Below are 21665 nucleotides of genomic sequence, written 5' to 3' on the forward strand. Positions count from 1 at the left end.
AGGCCAAGGCCCAGCCTGAGGCACTTGGGCGCTGACATTTCGCCTCTTACCAGCGGCTATTCACCATCCAGGCCACGGATCGGTTTGATGGAGCCCCACTGCCGGCAGGAGGGGCACTGCCAGAACAGCGAGTGGGTGGCGAAGCCGCACTGACGGCACTTGTGGGTGGATTTGATCTTGATCTGCTCGCCGACCAGCTGCTGCAGCAGCTCTAGGCTCTCCTTGGCGGGCCCCTCCTCGGCGCTGGCCAGCTGGAAGCCGACCAGCTGATAGAAGCCCTTCATGGACGGGTGGCGGCGCAGCTGGCGCAGCACCAGCGCACGGGCCTGGTTCAGGCCGTCACGCGCCTCCACCAGATTGGCTAGGGCCAGGGTCACGCTGACACCGGCATGATCCTCCACCGCCTTCTCCAGCAGCGGGATCAGCTCCTGGCTGCGGCCCATCTGCTGATAGCAGCTCAGCAGCTTGGGCATGGCTTCTGAGGCAAAGTCTATGTCCTGCTCGAACACCCGCAGCAGCTCCTTGCTGGCCTCTTCATGCTTGCCTTCCTCCATGGCCAGCTCGGCCAGCCGTAGACTGGCGCGGGCACAGGCGGGATTGACGCCGAGCGCCCGCTTCAACTTGGCGCACCCCGCCGCCTTGTCCCCTTCACGTAGGGCACTCTCTGCCTGCTCGCAATAGAAATGGGAGATGGGGTCGGCCAGCTTCTTGCCCTGGAACTTCTGCAGACGAACCGCGACCTCGATGGCCTTGTCCCAGTCACGCAGCTGCTGATGGATGACGAGCAGCTGCGCCAGCGCCGTCTCCTCGTAGTCACCGTCCTCGCACAGCTCGTTCCAGAGCGCCTCGGCCCTGTCCAGCAAGCCGGCGGCGAGGAAGTCACGGGCCAGCTCCTGCAGCGCGAGTTGACGCTGCTCCCGGGTCAGCTGGCGGGTAACGAGGTTCTGGTGGATCTTGATGGCGCGATCGACTTCGCCACGCTGGCGAAACAGATTGCCGAGAGAGAGATGGGTTTCGATGGTTTCGCTGTCCACTTCCAGCAGCTGGATGAACAGATCCACTGCCTTGTCCGACTCGTCAGACAGCAAATAGTTGAGACCCGCCACATACTGGCGGGAGAATTGGTTACTCTGTTGCTGGGTGTCCTGGCGAACACTCCTGCGTCCCATGTACCAGCCATAACCAGCGGCAATCGGCAACAGCAGGAAAAGCAGTTCAAGCATCGAGGGACATTATTCCTTGGCTGTCGACCGGGCCAGCTCCAATTCGCGGGATTGACGACGCATGGTGCGATTGAGGGTGCGGTTTTGCAGTTTGAGACGCACGAAGAGCAGACCGAATACCAGCCAGCCCAGCAGGAAACCGCCGGCGAGGAAGAATCCCAGTAGCATGGAGAGCGAGAACTCACCCTGGGCTATCAGATAATTGAACTGCACCTGTTGACCGTTTTGCGAACCGATGGCGAGGGTCAGCACAAACACCAGTACCAAGGGGATGAGGGCCAAGATACGCTTCATAGGAGCTCCCTGTCTGTGGCTAATGAGAGATTGATTATCCTTAAAATCACGGGAAGACTCTAGAGCGAATGGGAAAAGACTTCGAGAAACCGGACTATTGGCATAATCCAAGTCACAAAAATAAAAAAGGCATACCCAGGTATGCCATTTTCTGCATTATTCGATGATGTTCACGCGCTCGCGTAACTCTTTGCCGGGCTTGAAGTGCGGGACATATTTCCCGGTCAGTTCAACCTTGTCCCCGGTCTTGGGATTGCGACCCACACGGGGGGCACGATAGTGCAGTGAAAAACTTCCAAATCCTCGGATTTCAATCCGGTCGCCGTTTTGCAAGGTCGACGCCATCTGCTCAAGGATCTCCTTGATCGCGGCTTCGACATCTTTGGCCGGCATATGCATGCGGCTGGCAGCCAATTGTTCGATGAGATCTGATTTGGTCATAAGGTTAAATCTCCTTCCCCGATCACATGCAATATTCATTATGCCAAGATAAAAAAGGGCGGCGTGAAGCCGCCCTTTTCTTGCATCAAGGATTACTCACCCTTGGCGGCTTTGAACGCTTCCATCATAGCATTGCTGAACACAACTTCTTCTTGTTGGTTCAGGCTATCGATAGCAACACGCTCGTCAGCCTCGTCCTTAGCACGGACAGACAGGCTTACGGTGCGGTTCTTACGATCAACACCCATGAACTTGGCTTCAACTTCATCACCGACAGACAGAACCAGAGTCGCGTCTTCTACACGGTCACGAGCAGCATCGGAGGCACGCAGGTAGCCTTCTACGCCGTCAGCCAGTTCGATCACGGCACCCTTGGCATCAACCTCGGTAACCTTACCCTTCACGATAGCACCTTTCTTGTTATCAGACAGGTACTTATTGAACGGGTCTTCTTCGATCTGCTTGACGCCCAGGGAGATGCGCTCGCGCTCCGGGTCCACTTGCAGAACAACGGCTTCGATCTCGTCGCCCTTCTTGAATTCACGAACTGCTTCTTCGCCCTGGTTGTTCCAGGAGATGTCAGACAGGTGAACCAGGCCGTCGATGCCGCCGTCCAGACCGATGAAGATACCAAAGTCAGTGATAGACTTGATTTTACCGGAAACACGGTCGCCCTTGGCGTGAGTTTCGGCAAACAGCTGCCACGGGTTGGATTTGCACTGCTTCAGACCCAGGGAGATACGACGACGCTCTTCGTCGATGTCCAGAACCATCACGTCAACCACGTCGCCAACGTTAACAACCTTGGACGGGTGGATATTCTTGTTGGTCCAATCCATCTCGGATACGTGTACCAGGCCTTCAACGCCTTCTTCGATTTCAACGAAGCAGCCGTAGTCGGTCAGGTTGGTCACGCGGCCAGACAGACGGGTGGTCTCCGGGTAACGCTTGGCGATAGCAACCCAGGGATCTTCGCCCAGCTGCTTCAGACCCAGGGATACACGGGTACGCTCGCGGTCGAACTTCAGAACCTTGACTGCGATCTCGTCGCCAACGTTGACGATTTCGGAAGGATGCTTAACGCGCTTCCACGCCATGTCGGTGATGTGCAGCAGGCCGTCAACACCGCCCAGATCTACGAATGCACCGTAGTCGGTCAGGTTCTTGACGATACCCTTAACTTCTTGACCTTCTTGCAGGTTGGCCAGCAGGCTTTCGCGCTCGGAGGTGTTCTCGGTTTCGATCACGGCACGACGGGAAACGACAACGTTGTTGCGCTTCTGGTCCAGCTTGATGACCTTGAACTCGAGTTCTTTGTTTTCCAGGTGAGCGGTGTCACGGATCGGACGCACGTCAACCAGAGAACCCGGCAGGAAGGCACGGATGCCATTCAGTTCAACGGTGAAACCACCCTTGACCTTGCCGTTGATGATACCGATAACGGTAGCTTGATCTTCGTATGCCTTCTCAAGCTGCAGCCAGGCTTCGTGGCGCTTGGCTTTTTCGCGGGACAGCTTGGTTTCGCCGAAACCATCTTCGATAGAGTCCAGAGCCACGTCAACGGTGTCGCCTACATTGATTTCCAGCTCGCCCAGGGCGTTCTTGAATTCTTCAGCAGGAATGGCAGACTCGGATTTCAGACCGGCGTCAACCAGTACAAAACCGTTCTCGATAGCAACGACGGTACCCTTGACGATGGAACCTTGACGGGTTTCAACGGCGTTCAGGGACTCTTCAAAGAGTTGAGCAAAAGATTCGATCATTGTTTGTGTCACAAATGAAACATCCACTCGCAATCCGGCACAAGCGGGGTTGTTTTAAATTATCTGCGCCATCCATGGTGCAGACGACTGACATCAGCTCGTGCTGATATCACCAAGTTGTTGCTCCGCATAGGCAAGCACCGTCACCAGCACTTCATCTATGGTCATAGACGTTGAGTCTACCACAAGAGCATCTTCTGCGGGTTTCAGGGGGGCTACGGCGCGATTTCTGTCGCGATCGTCACGTTCCCGAATCTCGGTTAAAAGACGCTCAAAGTTAACATCAAAGCCCTTATCTTGCAACTGCTTATAACGGCGCTGTGCCCGCTCTTCCGCGCTGGCGTCGAGGAAAATCTTCACCTCGGCCTCAGGGAAAACCACGGTGCCCATGTCACGGCCATCGGCAATGAGACCAGGGGTCTGGCGGAAAGCACGCTGACGGCGCAGCAGCGCTTCGCGGACGCGGGGGAAGGCGGCGATCTTGCTGGCAGCGTTACCCGCCTCTTCGGTGCGGATGGTGCGAGAGACGTCCTCTCCTTCCAGCACCACCTTGACCTGTTCGCCGTCGACCTGGAATTGCACATCCAGATTGGCGGCCAGGGGCACCAGCGCCGCTTCGGAATCGAGTTCCACATCGTGATGCAAGGCGGCCAGAGCCAGCACCCGGTAGATGGCGCCAGAATCGAGCAGGTGCCAACCCAGCTTCTCGGCCAGCAGTTGGCACAGGGTGCCTTTACCGGCACCGCTCGGGCCATCGATTGTCATCACGGGGGCCATATGAGGCATAAATCTTCTCCTGCACAGGGGGTCACACATCCCTGTTGGGATGGGGAAATAGGCGCCGATTATACCCAAATGCGCTGGCTCTGGCAGTCGTCAGGCCACACAATTGCGCAGAAGTCGTCGTGATTGCCCCCTTTCTGACCAATCAGGCAAAGCATTCCTCAATGCAAGGTTTTGTTCTTATGGTTGTTATGGGCAAGGCGCGCTAAACTGGCCGCCTTTTTTAAGCAGCTGTAGTCAGGAGCAACCCTATGAGCAGCATTAGCCTCGTGGCTAAATCCAAGTTGCCGACCCCCTGGGGCACCTTCACGCTGGTAGGCTTTCAGGAAACCGGTACAGGCAAGGATCACGCCGCACTGGTGATGGGCGATATCGCAAATGGTGAGCCCGTGCTGGGCCGAATTCACTCTGAGTGTCTGACCGGGGATGCCCTGTTCAGCCTGCGCTGCGACTGCGGCTTCCAGCTGCAGGCTGCCATGCAGAACATCGCCAAGGCCGGTCGTGGCGTCCTGTTGTACGTGCGACAGGAGGGCCGTGGCATCGGCCTGCTCAACAAGATCCGGGCCTACCACCTGCAGGATCAGGGCGCCGACACCGTCGAGGCCAACGTGGCGCTGGGATTTGCCGCCGACATGCGCGATTACACCATCTGCGCCGACATGCTCAAGGCGCTGGAGGTCAAGAGTCTCAAGCTGATGACCAACAACCCACGCAAGCTGAAGGCGATGGAGAGCTTCGGCATCCCGGTGGTGGAGCGGGTTCCCCTGCAGGAGGGGCGCAACCCCCACAACGAGTTCTATCTCTCCACCAAGGCGGACAAGCTGGATCATCTGTTCAAGAAGTAACGAACCGATCATCCGCAGCCTCGGCAAACGCCTCCCATCGGGAGGCGTTTTTATTTGTGCGGGGCACGGCTCAATCCGGTGTGCTGCCTCATGGCTGGGCCTGCGCCAGCAGAAAATCCCGCAGCGCGCGATTGGCCATGGAGAGCGGATCCCCCCGCCGCCAGGCCACACAGAGATCGAGGAAGATCGGCGGCGCGAAGGGCACCCCGATCAGCGCCGTCTCCTCATCCAGCGCCATCCGCAGGAAGGTGGTCACGGCAAATCCCTGGCGCACCACCGCCTTGAGCAGTGGAATAAGGTTGCTCTCAAAGCCGATGTTGGGCTCTATGCCCAGGCCCTGCGCCAATGCCTCCATGTGTTCGCGGTGATAGAAGCCACGGCGGAACATGGCGAGCTCCTGGCTGAAGAATTGCGGCAGCGAGACGGCGCCGGCCTGGCGCAGCGGGTGCTCCTCCCCCACCACCATCAGCATCTCCTCGCGCAGCAGCTGGGCCCCCTCCAGCCCAGGCGGCAGATCGCTAGTGATGAGGATGGCGAGATCCAGGCTGCCATCCACCATGCGGCTGAGCAGCTCGCGGGTGCCGGCCTCCTCCACCCGGATCTTGAGGCCCGGGTAGCGATGCTTGAACGCCATCAGGATCGGGGGGAAGTAATAGGACCCCATCATGTAGGGGATGCCGATGCGCACCTCGCCCCGCTCCAGCCCCTTGAGCTCGGCCATCTCCGCCTCGGCCTGATGCATCTGCAGCAGCAGGCGCTCGGCATGGCGGCAGAGCACCTCCCCCTCCGGGGTGAGCCGCACGCTGCGATCCTGCCGATCGAATAGCCGCAGCTCGAGCTGCTGCTCCAGCTTGGCGATGGCCATGCTGACGGCCGGCTGCGCCACGTGCAGCCCATGGGCGGCCCGGGTGAAGGAGCCGGCGTCGCGCACCGCCAGCAGATAGGTTAGCTGTTTCAGATCCATATCAATTATCTTTATCAGATTGATAACATAAATATATTATATTTATATCAAGCGACCCACTACTCTGCAAAAAAGTCGTCGGGACAACGCATATGATCGAAGCAGGTAGTCGCGAGTGGATACGCGCCACCCTGGCCCTGAGCCTGGGATCCTTCCTGGTGTTTCTCAATCTCTACCAGACCCACCCATTGTTACCCCTGCTGGCGGACGTCTTCTCCGTCAGCTCACTGTCGGCGGGCTGGACGCTGGCGGGCTGCACCGCCGGGCTCGCGGGCTCACTGCTGATCTGCGCCCGGCTGGCCGATCGCTTCGGGCGACGCCGGATCATGCTATGGACGCTGACCGGCGCCATCCTGCTCTCCCTGTGCATTCCCTGGGTGACCCAATTCGAGCAACTGGTGACGCTGCGCATCCTGCAAGGCGTGCTGCTGGCTGGACTGCCCGCCACCGCCATCGCCTACATGGGGGAGGAGTTCAGCAAACGCGCCCTGCTCTCTGCGGTCGGCGTCTACATCGCCGCCAACTCCCTCGGCGGGATCGCGGGCCGGGTAGTCGGCGGCCTGCTGGCCGGCTGGTTTGGAGATTGGCAACATACCTTCCTCGGGATAGGGCTGATAAGCCTCGCGCTGCTGCCGCTGGTCATCTGGCTGCTGCCGGCCCAGACCCGTTTCGTGGCCGTGGTGGCGGCGCCCGGACAACTGCGCGGGGCCATCAAGAGCCACCTCAGCAACCCGCTGCTGGTCGGTGCCTATCTCATCGGCGGGCTCAACTTCATGGTCTTCCTGAACCAGTACAGCTATCTCACCTTCCTGCTGGCCAAGGCCCCTTTCTCATTGCCGACCCAGTGGCTGGGGATGCTGTTCCTGACCTACCTCACCGGCACCCTGGCCTCCTCCCTGAGCGGGCGCGGCGCCCAGCGCTGGGGTGCCCAACGGCTGCTGCTGGCCGGGATAGCGCTGATGGCGCTCGGCAGTCTCATGCTGTTGCATGGCTCGTTGACCGCCATCCTCGGCGGTCTGCTCATCTCGAGTTTCGGCTTCTTCCTCGCCCACGCCTGTGCCAGCGCCTGGGTCGGCCAGCATGTGGAGCACAACCGGGCGCTCGCCTCGTCACTCTATCTGGTGGGGTACTACCTGGGGGCCAGTCTGGGGGGGCTCTACTTGCACCCCTTCTGGGAGCGGGGAGGTCTGGGGGGATTGGTGCTCGGCATCGAGCTGGTGCTCTGTGTCACCGCCGCCCTGAGCCTCTGGCTCGGCCAGCTGAAGGGGCGCAGCACGCGTCCCCTCTCCTGTCACTCCTCCTGAGGCTCCAAGTCCAACAAGATCAGGCCCCGATGTCGGGGCCTGATCTTGTTGGGTATAGGCGGGCTCACAGGCCGTCGTAATAGTCCGTTGGCACCGGCACCACGGCGCCGCTGCGCAGCTCCTCGTCGATCACCTCGCTCAGGGGGCGCAGGTGAAACTTGATCTGCCCGGAGGGTAGCATCAGCCCCACATCCGGGTTGCGGCCATCATCGATGTTGCCGGTCTTGAACGGCAGACCGGGATGGTTTGCCACCAATTCATGCAACGACGGCACCACCAGCTCGATATGCTCGAGCCCCGCCTGATGGCTGCGGCCCGGCTTGGGCGCGGCCAGCTCGATGCAGGGCACGCTCAGCGCTTGCCAGCACAGGGGTTGATGCAGCCGATAGGTGGCGATGGGGCGACCCCCTATCATCCCCTCCACCAGCAGCACGCCATGACGGGCCAGTTCGGCTTTCAGGCTCAGGTATTCGGGCAGGCTGGCGGCACGGTAGCAGAGGTGATCCACCACAGGGGTAGTGATCTCCCCCATCAGCGGCGTCAATTCGGCCAGCAGTTGGCCGACAAATGGGGCCATGGGCTCCAGTGTGGTATCCAGTGGATGGGACATGTTCACCATTTCTTCTTGGGTTGGAACAGGACGTCCAGCTCGTCCGCCTCTTTGTCCTTGATGGTCTGCAGCTCCTTCTCGCTGTGCTGCTGCAGATGCTCTTCCAGCTGACGCATCCCCTGACGCATGTCCTCTTCCCGCGCCAGCAGGTAGGGATCCTTGTCGGAAACATTGACCAGGGCCCCCAATCCCTTGGTGTAGAGCTGGCGGCAGGTGCCGTATTGCCCCTGGATCTGGGCATCCATGGCCCGCTTGATCAGGTTGGCGATGTTGATCTTGAGCTGCATCAGCTCTAGGCGGCGATCCTCCTGGGCGAAGCCGTGGGGATCTATCTTGCCCTTGTTATGCTCGACCCGCAGCACGGCCCGCATCTTCTTGGCCAGCTGCAACATCTGGATGGCCTGGCGATCGGATTCCGGGGTCTTGAAGTGACCCTCGTCCTGGCCGCTGTAGTTCTCCTGCACGCTCTTGATCTGGGTCTGGACGTCGGCGATGCGCTGCTTGATCTGGCCGCTCGGCATCACCTGCGCGATGGCGCGGTAAGCGTCCAGGATCCGGTGTTGCAACAGCAGCACCATGTTCTTGGAGAAGGGCACCAGGTTGACGTTCAGCAGCACTTCTTCGGTCTCGTCCGCCACGGCTTTGTGGCGGGCGATGGCCTGGCGCTTGTCCGCCTCGGCCTTCTGTTTGTATTGCTGCACCACGTTATAGGCGATAACCAGAAACAGGAGTGCGCCAATAGACAGCAATATCAAGGTCAAAATCATAGGGTATTCAAACTCCTGTCCCAAATCAATTGCGCGATCCTACAACAGCTTACCCGCATTAGGTAGCGCGGGGTTCTGCCCTGCCTCACAGAATGCAAGCCGGCGCCGCCGCGGGTCGCGACAGGCACGCGCCATCACTCATATCGCCCGCGGCCCTCATTACTTGAGGCAAAAACCCTTGGATTGCAGGAATCCCAGCATGAAGGGGCGCGCCTCCTTGCCGAGGATCGCCTTGATCTGGCCGCTCCAGGTCTGCTGCTTGTTGTTGCCGCTGCGGGCCAGGTAGTAGTCGTGGATCTGCCGATCGTAATCCGCCAGCAAGGGGCGATCGAGCTCGGCCGGATAACGGTTCTCGTGCACGACAAGATCGCGGGGCAGCCTGGGCTTCTGCTCCGGCTGCTGGGCGGGGTGGCCAAGGCAGAGGCCGAACAGGGGGATCACCTGATGGGGCAGCCCCACCGCCTCGCTCACCGCCGCCGGGTTGTTGCGGATCCCGCCGATGTAGACGCCGCCGAGCCCCAGGGATTGGGCGGCCAGCAGGGCATTCTGGGCCATCAGGGCGCCGTCGATGGCCCCGATCAGCAGCTGCTCCACATAGCCGGTCTGGGCGTCCGGCACTATCTGGCTGTGGCGTTGATAGTCGGCGCAAAACAGCAGGAACTCCGCCGCCTCGGCCACATAGGTCTGGTGCCCGGCCAGCTCGGCCAGGGTGGCGCGCAGCGCCTTGTCCGTCACCCGGATGATGCTGTTGGCCTGCAGGAAGCTGGAGCTGGAGGCGGACTGGGCGGCGCTCAGGATCTGATCGAGCTGCCGGGGGGTGATGGGCTCGGGGGTAAACTGGCGAATGGAGCGATGGGCGAGAATAAGATCGATGGTCGGGTTCATGGTGCCTCCGGAAAGAAGGCCTCACTTTACCCAAAAAAAGCGAGGGGCCCAAGGCCCCTCGTCACCCTCAGGGGGCAGGATACACATAGGGCGCCTGCAACCCGAGCGGGAAGCCCATCGCCCAGTACAGCAGCAGGAAGATGCTCCAGCTCACCAGGAAGGCCAGCGAATACGGCAGCATCATGGAGACCAGGGTACCGATCCCGGTGCTCTTCACATACTGCTGGCAATAGACCACCACCAGCGGGAAGAACACCATCAGCGGGGTGATGATGTTGGAGGCGGAATCCCCCACCCGGTAGGCCGCCTGGGTCAGCTCGGGGGAGATCCCGACCGCCATCAGCATGGGCACCAGGATGGGGCTGATCAGCGCCCACTTGGCCGAGGCCGACCCCACCACCAGGTTGACGCTGGCGGTGAGCAGTATGATGCCGACTATGGTGACCTCCCCCGGCAGCGCCAGGGCATGCAGCACCTCGGCACCGGACAGCGCCAGCAGGGTGCCCAGATTGGAGTCACCGAAGGCCTTGATGAAGAGTGCGCAGAAGAAGGCCATCACCATGTAGGAGCCCATCTTGTTCATGGTGGCCGACATGGCATCGATCACGTCCTTGCCGCTCTTGAAGTTCCCCGCCACGAAGCCGTAGACGATGCCAGGCAGGATGAACAGCAGGAAGATGAGCGGCACTATGGACTTCATCACGGGCGCGGCGAAGGTGGTCAGCGAGCCATCAGCCGCCCGCATCGGCGAATCGCCCGGTGACAGGGCCAGCCCCAGCAGCACTATGGCCGCCAGCATGGCAAAGCCGGCCCAGTTGAAGGCGCGGCTCTCCTGCGCGCTGTAGCGCCCCATCTCGTCGGCGCTCTCGAGCTCCTCGTTGAGGGGGATGTGTCTGAGACGCGGCTCCACCACCTTCTCGGTGATGACCCAGCCCACGCAGATGATCAGCAGGGAGGAGGCACCGGTGAAGAAGATGTTGCACAGGGTGTTGACCATGTAATCGGGGTCTAGCAGCTGGGCCGCCGACTGGGTGAAACCCTGCAACAGGGCATCACCGCCCGAGGGGAGGAAGTTGGCGGCAAAGCCACCGGAGACCCCGGCAAAGGCCGCGGCTATCCCGGCCAGCGGATGGCGCCCGGCGGCGTGGAAGATGATGCCACCTATGGGGATGACCAGCACATAGCCCGCATCGGCCGCAGTGTGGCTGACGATGGCCACCAGGATCAGCATGGGGGTCAGGAAACGGGCGGGGGTGACTTTCAGCAGCTTCTTCAGGCCGGTGTTGATGAAGCCGGACTGCTCGGCCACCCCGACCCCCAACATGGCCACCAGCACTATGCCAAGCGGGGCGAAGCTGGTGAAGGTCGTGACCATGCTGGCGAGGAACTCGGCCAGGCCAGCCCCGGTCAGCAGGTTGTTGACCACGACGGCCTCCCCGGTGCGAGGATTGACCAGATCGAAGGAGAACTGGGAGAGGATCCAGGAACCGACCCAGACGATCAGCAAGGCATAGAGGAACAGCATGGCGGGATCCGGCAGTTTGTTGCCTGCCTTCTCGACCCCGTTCAGGAAGCGGTTCAACCAGCCGTTGGGCGGGCTGGCCGGACGCTCGTTCACTGTGGCTTGACTCATTATGGTGATACTCCATTACCAAGGAATGAGCGCGCATCCTAGCGATAAACTCCAATGAATCCCATGATATAAGCCATAAATTCGATTAATTACGTTTAATTTTGCATAAAATACTCAAGAAACGGGATATACCGCACATTATCGAATACCGGATTCAATCGCCCACCAGCGGATAATGCCCTGCTTTGCCGTGGATCCCGAAGCCCGCCACCACCACCTGCTCCGCCGTCAGCGGGGTGCTGAACAGGAAACCCTGGAACACATGACAGCCCTGGGCACGCAGGGCCGCCAGTTCGTGCTCGTCCTCCACCCCCTCCGCCAGGATGCCGAGCCCGAGACTGGTGGCCATGGCGACGGTGGCCCGGATCACCGGCAGGTTCAGACCGACCACGAAGGAGCGATCCAGCTTGATGGTATCGATGGGCAGGCGGTTGAGGTAGGCAAGGGAGGAGTAGCCGGTGCCAAAGTCGTCGATGGCGATCTTGATCCCCTGCTCGCTCAGGGCGTCGAGGATCTCGATGCAGCCCTTCATGTCCAGCATCAGCACGGTTTCGGTCAGCTCCAGCGTCAGCAGCCTGGCATCGACGCCAAACTCCCTCAGCTGCTCGGCCACCAGCTCCGGCAGGGAGGGGGTGAGCTGGAAGCCGGACAGATTGACCGAGACCGGCACCCTCACCTGGTATTGTTGCTGCCACGCCCCCATCTGGGCCAAGGCGGTGGAGAGCACCCAGCCCCCGATCTCGCGGATCAGCCCCATGTCCTCGGCCAGGGGAATGAACTCCGCCGGAGAGACCTGCCCCAGCACAGGGTTGTACCAGCGCAGCAGTGCCTCGTAACCGATCAGCTTGCCCTGCGCCACATCCACCAGGGGCTGATAGCAGAGGCTCAACTCCCCCCGGCCTATGGCCTTGGCCAGGAACTGTTTCAGGGTCAGCTTGCGGTGCAGGCTCTGCTGCATGCTGGGGGTGAAGCGCTGCCAGCGCAGGCGGCCCATCTGCTTGGCCTGATACATGGCCATGTCGGCGCGGGTGATCAGGTTGTCGCCGTCATCGGCGTCGTCCGGATAGATGGCAATGCCGATGCTGCCGCCTATGGTGACCTCGGGCACCCCACTCAGCTGCAGTGGCTTGGTCATCTGGGAGAGCATGAGATCCGCCACCTCCTGCGCCCGTTCGCTTGACTGGTTGAGCGGCACCAGGGCCGTGAACTCGTCACCGCCGAGGCGGGCCAGTTCGACATCCCGCGGGCAGATCTGCTTGAGCCGGCCAGCCACCCGCTCCAGCAGGCGATCCCCCGCCTTGTGGCCATAGTTGTCGTTGACCAGCTTGAAGTTGTCCAGATCCATGAACACCAGAGCGAAGCGCCCCCCCAGGCCGCAATAGGCCTCGAGGGACTTCATCAGGCCGTAGCGGTTAAGCAGGCCGGTGAGGGAGTCGTGCCAGGCCAGGTGGCGGTGCTCCAGCTCCTCGAGCTTGCGATCCGTGATGTCACGCATGGTGAGCAGGATCCTGGCCCCTTGCTGGATGTGGCGAAACTGGTACTGGAACCAGCGCATCCCCTTGAGGGTACGGCACTCCCCCTCGGCCACCACCTCGTCGAGATGGGACAGACGCCGGTAGAAGGCCTCATCGCTGCCGGAGAAGATCTGTGTCAACTGGGTGATGGCATTGCCGAAGCACAGATCGAAGTGATGGTTGCCGCTCTCGAGCCGTCCCTTGTTGTCGAACAGGCAGGCCAGGGTGTCGCCGGCGGCGAGCGATGACTCCTGATAGAGGGTGTCGGCATCGATCACCGCCTCCGTCATCATCATCAGGCGCCCGGCGATCTCGACCCCGGAGAGGCGCAGGTAGACCTGCTTCCTGACCCCTTTGGGGGAGATGGTCCACCACTCGTTGTAGCTGCGGCCCTGCTGGAAGTCGCCGAGATAGCGCTGCAGCAGCAGGTCGATGGCGGCGGCCATGTCGGCCGAGAAGTCGCGGGATTGCAGCTCGGTCAGTGAGCTCGCCTCCCACAGCACCAGCGCGGCGCCATTGGCCCAATAGATGTGGTGATGCTGGATGTCATAGATCCAGATGGGGGTATGCAGCACATCAATCGCATTCAGTAAGCGTTCGTCTAGCGTATTCATGTTGGGAAGTGATTCATGATGGAGCTCATAGCAACACCAGCCACGATGACGCGCCGAGCGGGGCCCTCGTGCTGGTACAAAATCAGATCCAGCCCATAATCTGGAAAAAAGCATGCGAAAAGAGGGCCGACTTCATATGAAAACGCTACATGTGATACCCATGGTCAGAAAAAATGGACTCACACTGGTATGGCTGGGCATAGCCGTAACCATTGCTATGATTTTTATACTTTTTTTGCTCCGCGAACAACCCTTAATCCCCGCCATGATCGGTCTGCTGGCTGGCTTGATGATGACGCTTATCGGGGCTCTGAAACTAAGTGAGCCTCATTTAAGCCTCTCCCTGTGTCACGATTGCCTGCAATATCACCATAAGTACGGGGGTTGGATCCTGAAATGGAGAAATATTCAGCGGATCGACCAGCCACGTATCCATTTAGGGTGGGATCTGGTCGCCCTGCCCTACATCGGCTTGAAAATTAAGGATTACGACGATTTTTTGACGCTGATCACACCCAGGCTGGCCGTCCGCCTGCTGACCGAGCAGCGGGCCGTGCTGCTGCAGGCGATCAACAGCGAGCGACCTGAGTGCCTGAGCGGAGGCTGCGGCGCCAATCTGCTGGGAGAGGGCTTGCTGGAAGAGAGCCGGTTTCGCTCCCCCTCCGGCCAGCGCTACGAGGGGGTCATCGCCATGCTGGGCAACCGCATGGTCCGCCTGCGCGATCTGCTGGGCTATGACCTGCTGGTACCCGACAACAGCCTGGATCGGGCACCCGCCGAATTTATCCGCCTATTGAACCAGTACAGACGCGAGTCGAATCTAATCCAGATCAATTAAACGCCGGATTGCGCTTGCCAAGCCGGGTGACTGTTTCATATGGTCACTGGCTTGTTACATTCAGAACACCCCTTATACCGCTTATGAAGTACATCGAAGAGTTCTATCTGTTCGTCAAGGTGGTGCAAGAGGGCGGTTTCTCCCACGCCGCTGCTGCGCTGGGCATGCCGACCGGCACCGTCAGTCGACGTATTTCCCAGTTGGAAGAGCAACTCGGCTGCACCTTGCTGCACCGCTCCACCCGCAAGCTGCGCCTCACCGACGAGGGGCTGCGTTATTATGAGCGCCTGTGCACGCCGCTGGCCGAGATAGAACAGGCAGCCGGCGAGATCCAGGGCCAGGAAACCGACATCAGCGGCGTGATCCGCCTCGCGGCCCCCATCGCCCTCTCCAATACCATCCTGATCGACATGCTGGCCGACTTCGGCCTGCGCTACCCCAAGGTGCAGTTCGACATCAGCCAGACCAATGATCACCATCCCCTGTGCGAGCAGGACAGAGACCTGATGTTCTTCAACGGCGAGCTGCCCCAGGTGCTGCCCAACGCCCAGTGCCTCGGCCACATCGAGTATGGGCTGTTCGCCTCCCCCCTCTACCTGGAGAAGATGGGGACCCCGTCCCACCCGGCCCAGCTGGAGGAGCACGATCTCATCTATTGCTGGCCACATCAGCACTGGCAGCTGATCGGGCGGGACGAGCAGAGGGTGCAGGTCAAACGGGCCGCCCGGCTGACCGTCCATCAGACCCAGGCCGCGGTGCGGGCCGCCCGCCGTCACCTTGGCATCGTCAACGCTCCGCTGCACTATGTGCACCCCTTCCTGCAGGACGAGCAGCTGGTGGCCGTCTTGCCGGACTGGCGCTCGGATCGGCGCCCCTTCTATATGCTGCGCTGCCAGCCCCAGTTCACCCCGTTGCGTGTTAAGATGTTCGCCGAATTTGTCGAGAAATACTCCGCCCACTACCGCAATCGCCAATGGGACGAGCAATTTTCACCGGCCACCCCCCAGCCCCATTGCATCTGACGGTTGGCGGCCCACACTTAGCGCAACTCTCGTGACACAGGTCTGCTAACACCATGAATGTATTGATATGTGATGACTCAGGGTTTGCGCGAAAGCAGCTGGCCCGGGCCCTGCCTGAGGACTGGAACATCAAGCTGCACCAGGCGGCCGACGGCCTGGCAGGGATAGAGCAGATCCTGATGGGGCACGGCGATCTGATCTTCCTGGATCTGACCATGCCGGAGATGGACGGCTACGGAGTGCTGGAGACGCTCAAGCGAGAGGGGCTGCGCAACAAGGTGATCGTGGTCTCCGGCGACATCCAGCCGGAGGCCCATCAACGCGTCATGGCGCTGGGCGCCCTGGACTTCATCAAGAAGCCGGCCGCCCCCGAGACCCTGCGCGCCCTCCTCCAGCGCCACGGCCTGTGGCAGGAGGCGAGCACCGCGAGCCGCGAGCCCACAGCCCCCGTCCACCCGGTGTTGGCCGAGAGCGCCATCCCGTTCAACGCCGAGCTGCGCGATGTCTATCAGGAGCTGGCCAACGTCGCCATGGGTCAGGCCGCCGATCTGCTGGCACGCCTGCTCGACGCCTTCGTGCTGCTGCCCATCCCGAACGTCAATGTGCTGGAGGTCTCCGAGCTGCACATGGCGCTCTCGGCCGCCGCCGAGTCGGATACCCTCTCCGCCGTCTGCCAGGGCTTCATCGGGGCCGGCATCGCCGGGGAGGCCCTCATTCTGTTCCACGACGCCAGCTTCCAGGATCTGGCCCGGCTGATGAAGCACCAGGGCGTGCTGGATCACGGTGCCGAGCTGGAGCTGCTGATGGACACCGCCAACGTGTTGATCGGCGCCTTCCTGCGCGGCTACGCCAGCCAGCTCGATACCCCCTTCAGCCAAGGCCATCCGGTGGTGCTCGGTCAGCACAGGCCGATCCAGGATCTGATCCGCACCAACCAGAGCCGCTGGCGCCGCACCCTGGCCATCGAGATCAACTACAAGATCCGGGACTACGAAGTGCAGTGCGATCTACTGCTGCTGTTTACCGAAGATTCCATCGCCACCATGAACAACAAGATCATGCACATGCTCTAGCGGTTTGCTCCCATCGCCAGCATCCATAACAACATCAAGCACATTCTCCAGGAGTGACCATGGAAATCCGTGAATTTCATTGGCTGATGAACATAGTACAGAACCTGGACGTGGGGCTGGTGGTGCTCGACAGGGAGTACAGAATACAGGTGTGGAACGGCTTCATGGAGAGCCACAGCAGCCGGCTCGCCGGCGAGGTGCGCGATCGGGTGCTGTTCGACCTCTTCCCCGACGTGGATCGGGCCTGGCTGGAGCGCAAGGCCAACATGGTGTTCAAGCTCAACAACCGCGCCTTCAGCACCTGGGAGCAGCGCCCCTACCTGCTGCGCTTCTCCAACTACCGCCCCATCACCGGCTCGGCGCCCCACATGTACCAGAACCTGACCCTGGTGCCGCTGGCCGACTTCGGCGGCCAGGTCACTCACATCGCCATCATGATCTACGACGCCACCGACGAGGCCATGCTGATGCTGGACAGACGGCAGGGCTGATGCTGTTACTCCGACCTCATGAAGAAGGGCGCCCCGGGGCGCCCTTCTTTGCATCTGTGACCGAAGCCACTGTTAGCGCCCCATGTACTCGGTGAAGGCGTCGATCACCTCTTCGATGTCGTCGTCATTGATCTGCAGATGGGTCACCAGCCGCAGTTCGCCGTAGCCGGAGAAGAGGATGCCCCGCTCCTTCATGAAGGCGAGCAAGGGGGCGCTCTCACCAGAGCTCAGCCGCAGGAACACCATGTTGGTCTGCACCAGGTCCGGATCCAGCTCGATGCCGGGCAAGGCCGCCAGCCCCTCGGCCAGCCGTCTGGCACGGCGGTGATCGTCCGCGAGGCGGGTCACATGCTGCTCCAGGGCGAACAGCCCGGCCTGGGCCAGGCTCCCCGCCTGGCGCATGCCACCGCCGAGCATCTTGCGCAGCCGTCTGGCCCGCGCGATCAGGTCCTGCGCCCCCACCAGCAGGGATCCCACCGGTGCGCCCAACCCCTTGGAGAGGCAGATGGAGACGCTGTCGAAGGGGGCCGCAATCTCGTGCACCGCCTGACCGCTCGCCACCACGGCATTGAACAGCCGGGCGCCGTCCAGGTGCAGCCGCAGCCCCTGGCTGTCGGCGAAGCGGCGCATCTCGTGCAGATAAGCCAGCGGCAGTACCTTGCCGTTGTGGGTGTTCTCGAGGCAGATGAGTCGGGTCTGGGCAAAATGAGCGTCATCGGGGGCGATGGCGGCGCGCACATCGGCCAGCGCCAGGGTGCCATCGGCCTGCATGGGCACCGGCTGCAGGGCCACCGAGCCCAGCACGGCCGATCCTTGCGCCTCATAGCGATAGATGTGAGCGGCATTGCCGAGCACGGCCCCTTCCCCACGCTGGCAGTGACTCATCATCGCCAGCAGATTGGACATGGTGCCCGATGGCACAAACAGCGCAGCCTCTTTGCCCAGCAGCTCGGCGCCGCGGCGCTCCAGCGCGTTGATGCTGGGGTCTTCCCCATAGACATCATCGCCCACCTCGGCGTGCAGCATGCTCTGGCGCATGGCATCCGTGGGCTGGGTGACGGTATCACTTCGTAAATCGATATAGCGCATGACATCCTCCTGATGCAGGAGGATGAAGTTAGCCAGCCAGGGCTGACTTGGCAAGCAAACCGTCGCGGGAATGTGAGCCCGCTGACGGCTCACCAGGGCAGCGGCCTCCCCTGCAAGTCCACAAATGAGCCCGACTGCGCCAGCGACAGACCCGCGATGAGATCCAGCAGTTGCGGCGCCACCAGGTTGGGATCTTGCAGGCTGTCCGGGGGCAGGTCGTGCAGGAAGGGTTGCTGCATGGGGGTGTCCATGAGTCCGGGGTGGACCGTGATGACCCCGGCCTGAGGGAAGCGTTCGGCCCACTCGGCGGCCAGGATCCTGGCGCCCATGTTGAGTGCGGCCTTGCTCATCCGGTAGCTGTAGCGGCTGGTCGAATGTGGACCGCCCACCTCCTGGCTGCCCAGGCTGCCCGCCAGATCGGAGAGGGAGCAGAGCCACAGACGGGCATCCGGCGGCATCAGCCGGCTCAGGCAGGCGCCGAGGGCAAGGTGCGGCCAGGCATTGGCCTGCAGGCTCTCCCCCAGCCACTGGGGTGTGACCTCTTCCACCCGCCGCTCCGGCATGAAGTTGAGATCATAGAGCAGGCCTATGGTGTTGATCACCACGCTCGGCAGCGTCGCGGGCTCATAGAGGGTGAACAGCGCCTCGAAGGAGAGCGGATCCACCTCCTGCAGCGGAAAATAGCGGGCCGGATCCAGCCCCTTTGGCGGCAACCTGCCCGCCAGCTGCCACTCCTCGCCACGCTTGGCCAGCTCCCGTGCCAGCGCCGTGCCCAAGCCTCCACTGCCCAGGATCAGATAGCCCATATCACTACCCTTGAATTTGCCGTTTGTTTAGAGGGTATCAGAATAATGGCCGACGGCAGGCCGGTCGCCTCTCCCTGACTCAGGCATCGCCCAGATGGCGGCCAAATTCACGGGCCAGCGCCAGGTCCAGAAAACCGTCTGCCTGCTTGTGGCTGCGCAAAAACTGGTAATAGGCGAGCAGGGTCACCAGCTGGTGCTCGTCAGGCAAGGGGGAGTCCGGCATCCGCTCCTGCAGCAGAATGCCAGCTGCGGCCAAGGCCTCCCTGTCGACCACCTCGGCCTGACGATAGAGGTAGCCGCAGCCGGTGGCGAGCCACTCAAGCGAGCAGTTGGCCCCCATGGCGATCTGGTTGGCCTTGCCCAGACCGGGCTCGGCCCCCTTCAGATATTTGCGCAGCAGCGCCTCACTCAGCCCCACCTTGCGGGCGAAGGCGCTGACACTGCCCTCCCCGATCAGGCTCTGCAGCCTAGCGGCAAATCCTTCCATCTTTCTCTTCCCCCAGAACCAAAGTTCGAATTTGCGAGGGGCGCATTATTGCCTTGTCCAACAGAAGAGACCAAGATGCTGGCAGCATTTATTCCTCTTCATCTATCCGCCTAGGAGTCACCATGTCCGTATCCCGTCTCGCCCTGCACGCCCAGGGTCCGACCTTCTCCCGCCTCATCATGGGCTACTGGCGCCTGATGGAGTGGCAACTCTCCCCGGCCGCGCTGCTGGATCTGATGAAATACCACCTGGATCTGGGGGTGACCACCATAGATCACGCCGACATCTACGGCGGTTATCAGTGCGAGGAGGCCTTCGGTCACGCCCTGCGCCTCGAGCCCTCCCTGCGCAGCCGGATGGAAATCGTCAGCAAGTGCGGCATCGCCCTCACCGCCAAGCCGGAGCATGCCCTCAACCACTACAACACCGGCAAGGCCCACATCATCGCCAGTGCCGAGGCCTCCTTGCAAAAACTCGGTACCGACCATCTGGATCTGCTGCTGATCCACCGCCCGGATCCGCTGCTGGATGCCGATGCGGTCGCCGATGCCTTCATCACCCTCAAGCAGGCGGGCAAGATCAAGCACGCCGGGGTATCCAACTTCAGCGCCCGCCAGTTCGAGCTGCTGCAATCGCGCCTCGACTTCCCGCTGGTTACCAACCAGCTGGAGATCTCGCCGCTCAACCAGGACTGCACCCTGGACGGCACCCTGGATCAGTGCCAGCAGCTGCGCATCAAGCCGATGGCCTGGTCCTGCCTCGGTGGTGGACGGCTGTTCAACGATCCCGCCTATGGCCCGCTGCGCGCCGAGCTCGAACAGATCCGCCATGAGGTGGGTGCTGAGCACATCGAACAGCTGGTCTACGCCTGGGTGATGATGCTGCCGAGCCAGCCGCTGCCGCTCATCGGCTCCGGCAAGCGGGAGCGGATCGCCGCCGCTGTCGCCGCCGAATCCATCCAGCTCAGCCGCCAGCAGTGGTTCCGCATCCGCAAGGCCGCGCTCGGTTACGACGTGCCCTGACCCTCGCCGGCAAACCGCACAAACAAAAACGGCATGGAGTGATCCATGCCGTTTTGCGTTATCGAGACGATTCAACGATGGCGCTGGGGGCGACCACGAGGTGCATCTGTCTTCGGTTTGGCCTGATTGACTGTGATAGTGCGGCCGCCTATTTCGGTGCCATGCAATCCGGCGATGGCCTTCTCGGCATCCCCGTTGACAGGCATTTCAATGAAGCCAAATCCCTTGGACTGACCGGTATCGCGGTCGATGATGATATCGACCTTCTCTACCTCTCCAAATTGGCTGAACACATTTGTCAGTTCGTCGGCCGTCATCCGGTACGACAGATTACCTACGTAAATCTTCATGCCATCCACTCTCGATTCAAGGTGCCTTATCTATGCATCCACCGACCTGGAAGTAAGGGCACAACCCCCAGGCCGGACCTGCCATGGCATCATGCCGTGGCACTCCCCACCCCGTAGCCCAAGTCATTGATCTCTTGGACTAACGGAGCAGGAAAGATCAATTCGAATCAGAGGCAGTATCTGAGCTTTATGGCAAATTGTCGAGAAAATAGTCAACTCATATGGGTTGCAGCACACTCAGCACCTCGCCGAGGGCACGACGGCCGTGCCAGGCTCGCTTAAAGCCGAAACGGTAGATGCCGGGCGCCACTTCATGGGTGCCTTCCCGGCTCAGCCCCAGCAAGGCTGCGGCCTCGGCCAGGGTGTCGGCATCGAGCGCGAGATCCAGGCTGAAGTCGAGCCACTGACCATCGTGACCCACCTTGCGATCCCGCGCTATGCCGACCAGCGCCGATCTGGGCAGGGCCAGCGCCTTGTCGTCGCCGCCGTTGAGCAGATAGAGGTGGCGCTCGTCCCAGGAGAGCTCGGCCAGCCGCCAGCGCTGCCAGTTGCGCGGCAGCACCATCATCAGCAGCACTATGCCGCCAAACACCAGGCCGACCCAGGGCAGCAGCCCCATCTCGGGGTAACCCAGCCACAGCGCGGCCACGACTGTGCCCAGGCTCGCCAACAGCAGGCCGATCATGACCCCGTAGAAGCGTCGCACCGGGGGCATCAGCCAGCATATTCCCGCCTGCGCTGCCAATTCACTGACTCTCATCTCCAGCTCCTCTCTCGATTGGAACGGTCTTGGTGTTCCTGTTTGGCGTTGGCGCGCATTGTGCGTGAGCCGGCCCGCCCGTGGCAA

Annotated in this window: 23 protein-coding genes; 7 read left to right on the forward strand and 16 right to left on the reverse strand. The window is 61.4% G+C overall.

Features of this window, described 5'->3' with window-relative positions; all coding sequences use genetic code 11:
* Positions 1 to 56 precede the first annotated feature (56 nt).
* The 5 genes from lapB to cmk form a co-directional block, all read right to left on the reverse strand.
* Positions 57 to 1223: a lipopolysaccharide assembly protein LapB gene (lapB, locus tag EL255_RS11710; protein ID WP_042652348.1), complete on the reverse strand. Its 1167-nt coding sequence runs from the start codon at positions 1221 to 1223 to the stop codon at positions 57 to 59.
* A gap of 9 nt (positions 1224 to 1232) precedes the next feature.
* Positions 1233 to 1517, reverse strand: coding sequence for a LapA family protein (locus EL255_RS11715; protein WP_042652349.1), 285 nt, complete (start codon positions 1515 to 1517; stop codon positions 1233 to 1235).
* A gap of 156 nt (positions 1518 to 1673) precedes the next feature.
* A complete protein-coding gene (ihfB, locus tag EL255_RS11720) occupies positions 1674 to 1958 on the reverse strand; it encodes an integration host factor subunit beta (RefSeq protein ID WP_005299934.1) in 285 nt (94 codons plus the stop codon).
* Between the two features lie 92 nt (positions 1959 to 2050).
* Entirely contained in the window at positions 2051 to 3721 is a 1671-nt protein-coding gene (rpsA, locus tag EL255_RS11725) for a 30S ribosomal protein S1 (protein ID WP_042652350.1), read from the reverse strand.
* A gap of 93 nt (positions 3722 to 3814) precedes the next feature.
* A complete protein-coding gene (gene cmk, locus EL255_RS11730; protein WP_042652351.1) occupies positions 3815 to 4507 on the reverse strand; it encodes a (d)CMP kinase in 693 nt (230 codons plus the stop codon).
* 248 nt (positions 4508 to 4755) lie between these two features.
* Here cmk and ribA point away from each other — a divergent pair, with 248 nt between their 5' ends.
* Positions 4756 to 5349 (forward strand): GTP cyclohydrolase II, encoded by a 594-nt coding sequence (ribA, locus tag EL255_RS11735; RefSeq protein WP_042652352.1) that lies wholly within the window; start codon positions 4756 to 4758, stop codon positions 5347 to 5349.
* Between the two features lie 88 nt (positions 5350 to 5437).
* On the opposite strand, the gene EL255_RS11740 is transcribed toward ribA, so the two are convergent.
* Positions 5438 to 6313 carry a LysR family transcriptional regulator gene (locus tag EL255_RS11740; protein ID WP_042652353.1) on the reverse strand — a complete coding sequence of 292 codons (876 nt, stop codon included), beginning with the start codon at positions 6311 to 6313 and terminating at the stop codon, positions 5438 to 5440.
* A gap of 92 nt (positions 6314 to 6405) precedes the next feature.
* Here EL255_RS11740 and EL255_RS11745 point away from each other — a divergent pair, with 92 nt between their 5' ends.
* Positions 6406 to 7617, forward strand: a complete 1212-nt coding sequence (locus EL255_RS11745) for an MFS transporter (protein ID WP_042652354.1) — start codon at positions 6406 to 6408, stop codon at positions 7615 to 7617.
* A gap of 64 nt (positions 7618 to 7681) precedes the next feature.
* Here the strand turns inward: EL255_RS11745 and EL255_RS11750 are convergent, their stop codons facing one another.
* The 5 genes from EL255_RS11750 to EL255_RS11770 all read right to left on the reverse strand — a co-directional run bounded on the left by EL255_RS11750 (position 7682) and on the right by EL255_RS11770 (position 13607).
* Positions 7682 to 8236, reverse strand: coding sequence for a VOC family protein (locus EL255_RS11750; protein ID WP_042652355.1), 555 nt, complete (start codon positions 8234 to 8236; stop codon positions 7682 to 7684).
* Positions 8230 to 8994: a hypothetical protein gene (locus tag EL255_RS11755; RefSeq protein WP_042652356.1), complete on the reverse strand. Its 765-nt coding sequence runs from the start codon at positions 8992 to 8994 to the stop codon at positions 8230 to 8232. The genes EL255_RS11750 and EL255_RS11755 overlap by 7 nt, the downstream gene beginning before the upstream one ends.
* A gap of 159 nt (positions 8995 to 9153) precedes the next feature.
* Positions 9154 to 9879 (reverse strand): oxygen-insensitive NADPH nitroreductase, encoded by a 726-nt coding sequence (nfsA, locus tag EL255_RS11760; RefSeq protein WP_042652357.1) that lies wholly within the window; start codon positions 9877 to 9879, stop codon positions 9154 to 9156.
* 67 nt (positions 9880 to 9946) lie between these two features.
* Positions 9947 to 11512 carry an AbgT family transporter gene (locus EL255_RS11765; RefSeq protein ID WP_042652358.1) on the reverse strand — a complete coding sequence of 522 codons (1566 nt, stop codon included), beginning with the start codon at positions 11510 to 11512 and terminating at the stop codon, positions 9947 to 9949.
* Positions 11513 to 11666: 154 nt separating this feature from the next.
* A complete protein-coding gene (locus tag EL255_RS11770; protein WP_042652523.1) occupies positions 11667 to 13607 on the reverse strand; it encodes a putative bifunctional diguanylate cyclase/phosphodiesterase in 1941 nt (646 codons plus the stop codon).
* Between the two features lie 169 nt (positions 13608 to 13776).
* On the opposite strand from EL255_RS11770, the gene EL255_RS11775 reads away from it, so the two are divergent.
* The 4 genes from EL255_RS11775 (at position 13777) to EL255_RS11790 (ending at position 17064) form a co-directional block, all read left to right on the forward strand.
* The gene (locus EL255_RS11775) at positions 13777 to 14478 is read left to right on the forward strand and encodes a DUF2982 domain-containing protein (RefSeq protein WP_042652359.1); all 702 of its coding nucleotides are present in this window, start codon (positions 13777 to 13779) and stop codon (positions 14476 to 14478) included.
* Positions 14479 to 14561: 83 nt separating this feature from the next.
* Positions 14562 to 15500, forward strand: a complete 939-nt coding sequence (locus EL255_RS11780) for a LysR family transcriptional regulator (RefSeq protein ID WP_042652360.1) — start codon at positions 14562 to 14564, stop codon at positions 15498 to 15500.
* 53 nt (positions 15501 to 15553) lie between these two features.
* Positions 15554 to 16573, forward strand: coding sequence for a response regulator (locus EL255_RS11785; protein ID WP_042652361.1), 1020 nt, complete (start codon positions 15554 to 15556; stop codon positions 16571 to 16573).
* Between the two features lie 59 nt (positions 16574 to 16632).
* A complete protein-coding gene (locus EL255_RS11790; RefSeq protein WP_042652362.1) occupies positions 16633 to 17064 on the forward strand; it encodes a PAS domain-containing protein in 432 nt (143 codons plus the stop codon).
* A gap of 72 nt (positions 17065 to 17136) precedes the next feature.
* On the opposite strand, the gene ltaE is transcribed toward EL255_RS11790, so the two are convergent.
* The 3 genes from ltaE to EL255_RS11805 all read right to left on the reverse strand — a co-directional run bounded on the left by ltaE (position 17137) and on the right by EL255_RS11805 (position 19446).
* On the reverse strand, positions 17137 to 18153 hold the full coding sequence (gene ltaE / locus EL255_RS11795; RefSeq protein WP_042652363.1) for a low-specificity L-threonine aldolase: 1017 nt from the start codon (positions 18151 to 18153) through the stop codon (positions 17137 to 17139).
* An 89-nt stretch (positions 18154 to 18242) separates the two neighbouring features.
* On the reverse strand, positions 18243 to 18959 hold the full coding sequence (locus EL255_RS11800) for a Rossmann-fold NAD(P)-binding domain-containing protein (RefSeq protein WP_042652364.1): 717 nt from the start codon (positions 18957 to 18959) through the stop codon (positions 18243 to 18245).
* A gap of 79 nt (positions 18960 to 19038) precedes the next feature.
* A complete protein-coding gene (locus EL255_RS11805; RefSeq protein WP_042652365.1) occupies positions 19039 to 19446 on the reverse strand; it encodes a hypothetical protein in 408 nt (135 codons plus the stop codon).
* A gap of 122 nt (positions 19447 to 19568) precedes the next feature.
* Between EL255_RS11805 and EL255_RS11810 the strand changes: the two genes are divergently transcribed.
* On the forward strand, positions 19569 to 20468 hold the full coding sequence (locus EL255_RS11810; protein WP_042652366.1) for an aldo/keto reductase: 900 nt from the start codon (positions 19569 to 19571) through the stop codon (positions 20466 to 20468).
* A 71-nt stretch (positions 20469 to 20539) separates the two neighbouring features.
* Here EL255_RS11810 and EL255_RS11815 read toward each other — a convergent pair whose 3' ends face one another.
* On the reverse strand, positions 20540 to 20785 hold the full coding sequence (locus tag EL255_RS11815) for an RNA recognition motif domain-containing protein (protein WP_033129142.1): 246 nt from the start codon (positions 20783 to 20785) through the stop codon (positions 20540 to 20542).
* Positions 20786 to 21035: 250 nt separating this feature from the next.
* Positions 21036 to 21578, reverse strand: coding sequence for a hypothetical protein (locus EL255_RS11820; RefSeq protein WP_042652367.1), 543 nt, complete (start codon positions 21576 to 21578; stop codon positions 21036 to 21038).
* Between the last annotated feature and the right edge of the window lie 87 nt (positions 21579 to 21665).

Source organism: Aeromonas encheleia (assembly GCF_900637545.1).
GTDB lineage: Bacteria > Pseudomonadota > Gammaproteobacteria > Enterobacterales > Aeromonadaceae > Aeromonas > Aeromonas encheleia.

Coding starts and splice junctions, on each gene's coding strand:
- lapB (WP_042652348.1), bottom strand. CDS start 1,223: ATGCTTGAACTGCTTTTCCTGCTGTTGCCGATTGCCGCTGGTTATGGC.
- EL255_RS11715 (WP_042652349.1), bottom strand. CDS start 1,517: ATGAAGCGTATCTTGGCCCTCATCCCCTTGGTACTGGTGTTTGTGCTG.
- ihfB (WP_005299934.1), bottom strand. CDS start 1,958: ATGACCAAATCAGATCTCATCGAACAATTGGCTGCCAGCCGCATGCAT.
- rpsA (WP_042652350.1), bottom strand. CDS start 3,721: ATGATCGAATCTTTTGCTCAACTCTTTGAAGAGTCCCTGAACGCCGTT.
- cmk (WP_042652351.1), bottom strand. CDS start 4,507: ATGCCTCATATGGCCCCCGTGATGACAATCGATGGCCCGAGCGGTGCC.
- ribA (WP_042652352.1), top strand. CDS start 4,756: ATGAGCAGCATTAGCCTCGTGGCTAAATCCAAGTTGCCGACCCCCTGG.
- EL255_RS11740 (WP_042652353.1), bottom strand. CDS start 6,313: ATGGATCTGAAACAGCTAACCTATCTGCTGGCGGTGCGCGACGCCGGC.
- EL255_RS11745 (WP_042652354.1), top strand. CDS start 6,406: ATGATCGAAGCAGGTAGTCGCGAGTGGATACGCGCCACCCTGGCCCTG.
- EL255_RS11750 (WP_042652355.1), bottom strand. CDS start 8,236: ATGGTGAACATGTCCCATCCACTGGATACCACACTGGAGCCCATGGCC.
- EL255_RS11755 (WP_042652356.1), bottom strand. CDS start 8,994: ATGATTTTGACCTTGATATTGCTGTCTATTGGCGCACTCCTGTTTCTG.
- nfsA (WP_042652357.1), bottom strand. CDS start 9,879: ATGAACCCGACCATCGATCTTATTCTCGCCCATCGCTCCATTCGCCAG.
- EL255_RS11765 (WP_042652358.1), bottom strand. CDS start 11,512: ATGAGTCAAGCCACAGTGAACGAGCGTCCGGCCAGCCCGCCCAACGGC.
- EL255_RS11775 (WP_042652359.1), top strand. CDS start 13,777: ATGAAAACGCTACATGTGATACCCATGGTCAGAAAAAATGGACTCACA.
- EL255_RS11780 (WP_042652360.1), top strand. CDS start 14,562: ATGAAGTACATCGAAGAGTTCTATCTGTTCGTCAAGGTGGTGCAAGAG.
- EL255_RS11785 (WP_042652361.1), top strand. CDS start 15,554: ATGAATGTATTGATATGTGATGACTCAGGGTTTGCGCGAAAGCAGCTG.
- EL255_RS11790 (WP_042652362.1), top strand. CDS start 16,633: ATGGAAATCCGTGAATTTCATTGGCTGATGAACATAGTACAGAACCTG.
- ltaE (WP_042652363.1), bottom strand. CDS start 18,153: ATGCGCTATATCGATTTACGAAGTGATACCGTCACCCAGCCCACGGAT.
- EL255_RS11800 (WP_042652364.1), bottom strand. CDS start 18,959: ATGGGCTATCTGATCCTGGGCAGTGGAGGCTTGGGCACGGCGCTGGCA.
- EL255_RS11805 (WP_042652365.1), bottom strand. CDS start 19,446: ATGGAAGGATTTGCCGCTAGGCTGCAGAGCCTGATCGGGGAGGGCAGT.
- EL255_RS11810 (WP_042652366.1), top strand. CDS start 19,569: ATGTCCGTATCCCGTCTCGCCCTGCACGCCCAGGGTCCGACCTTCTCC.
- EL255_RS11815 (WP_033129142.1), bottom strand. CDS start 20,785: ATGACGGCCGACGAACTGACAAATGTGTTCAGCCAATTTGGAGAGGTA.
- EL255_RS11820 (WP_042652367.1), bottom strand. CDS start 21,578: ATGAGAGTCAGTGAATTGGCAGCGCAGGCGGGAATATGCTGGCTGATG.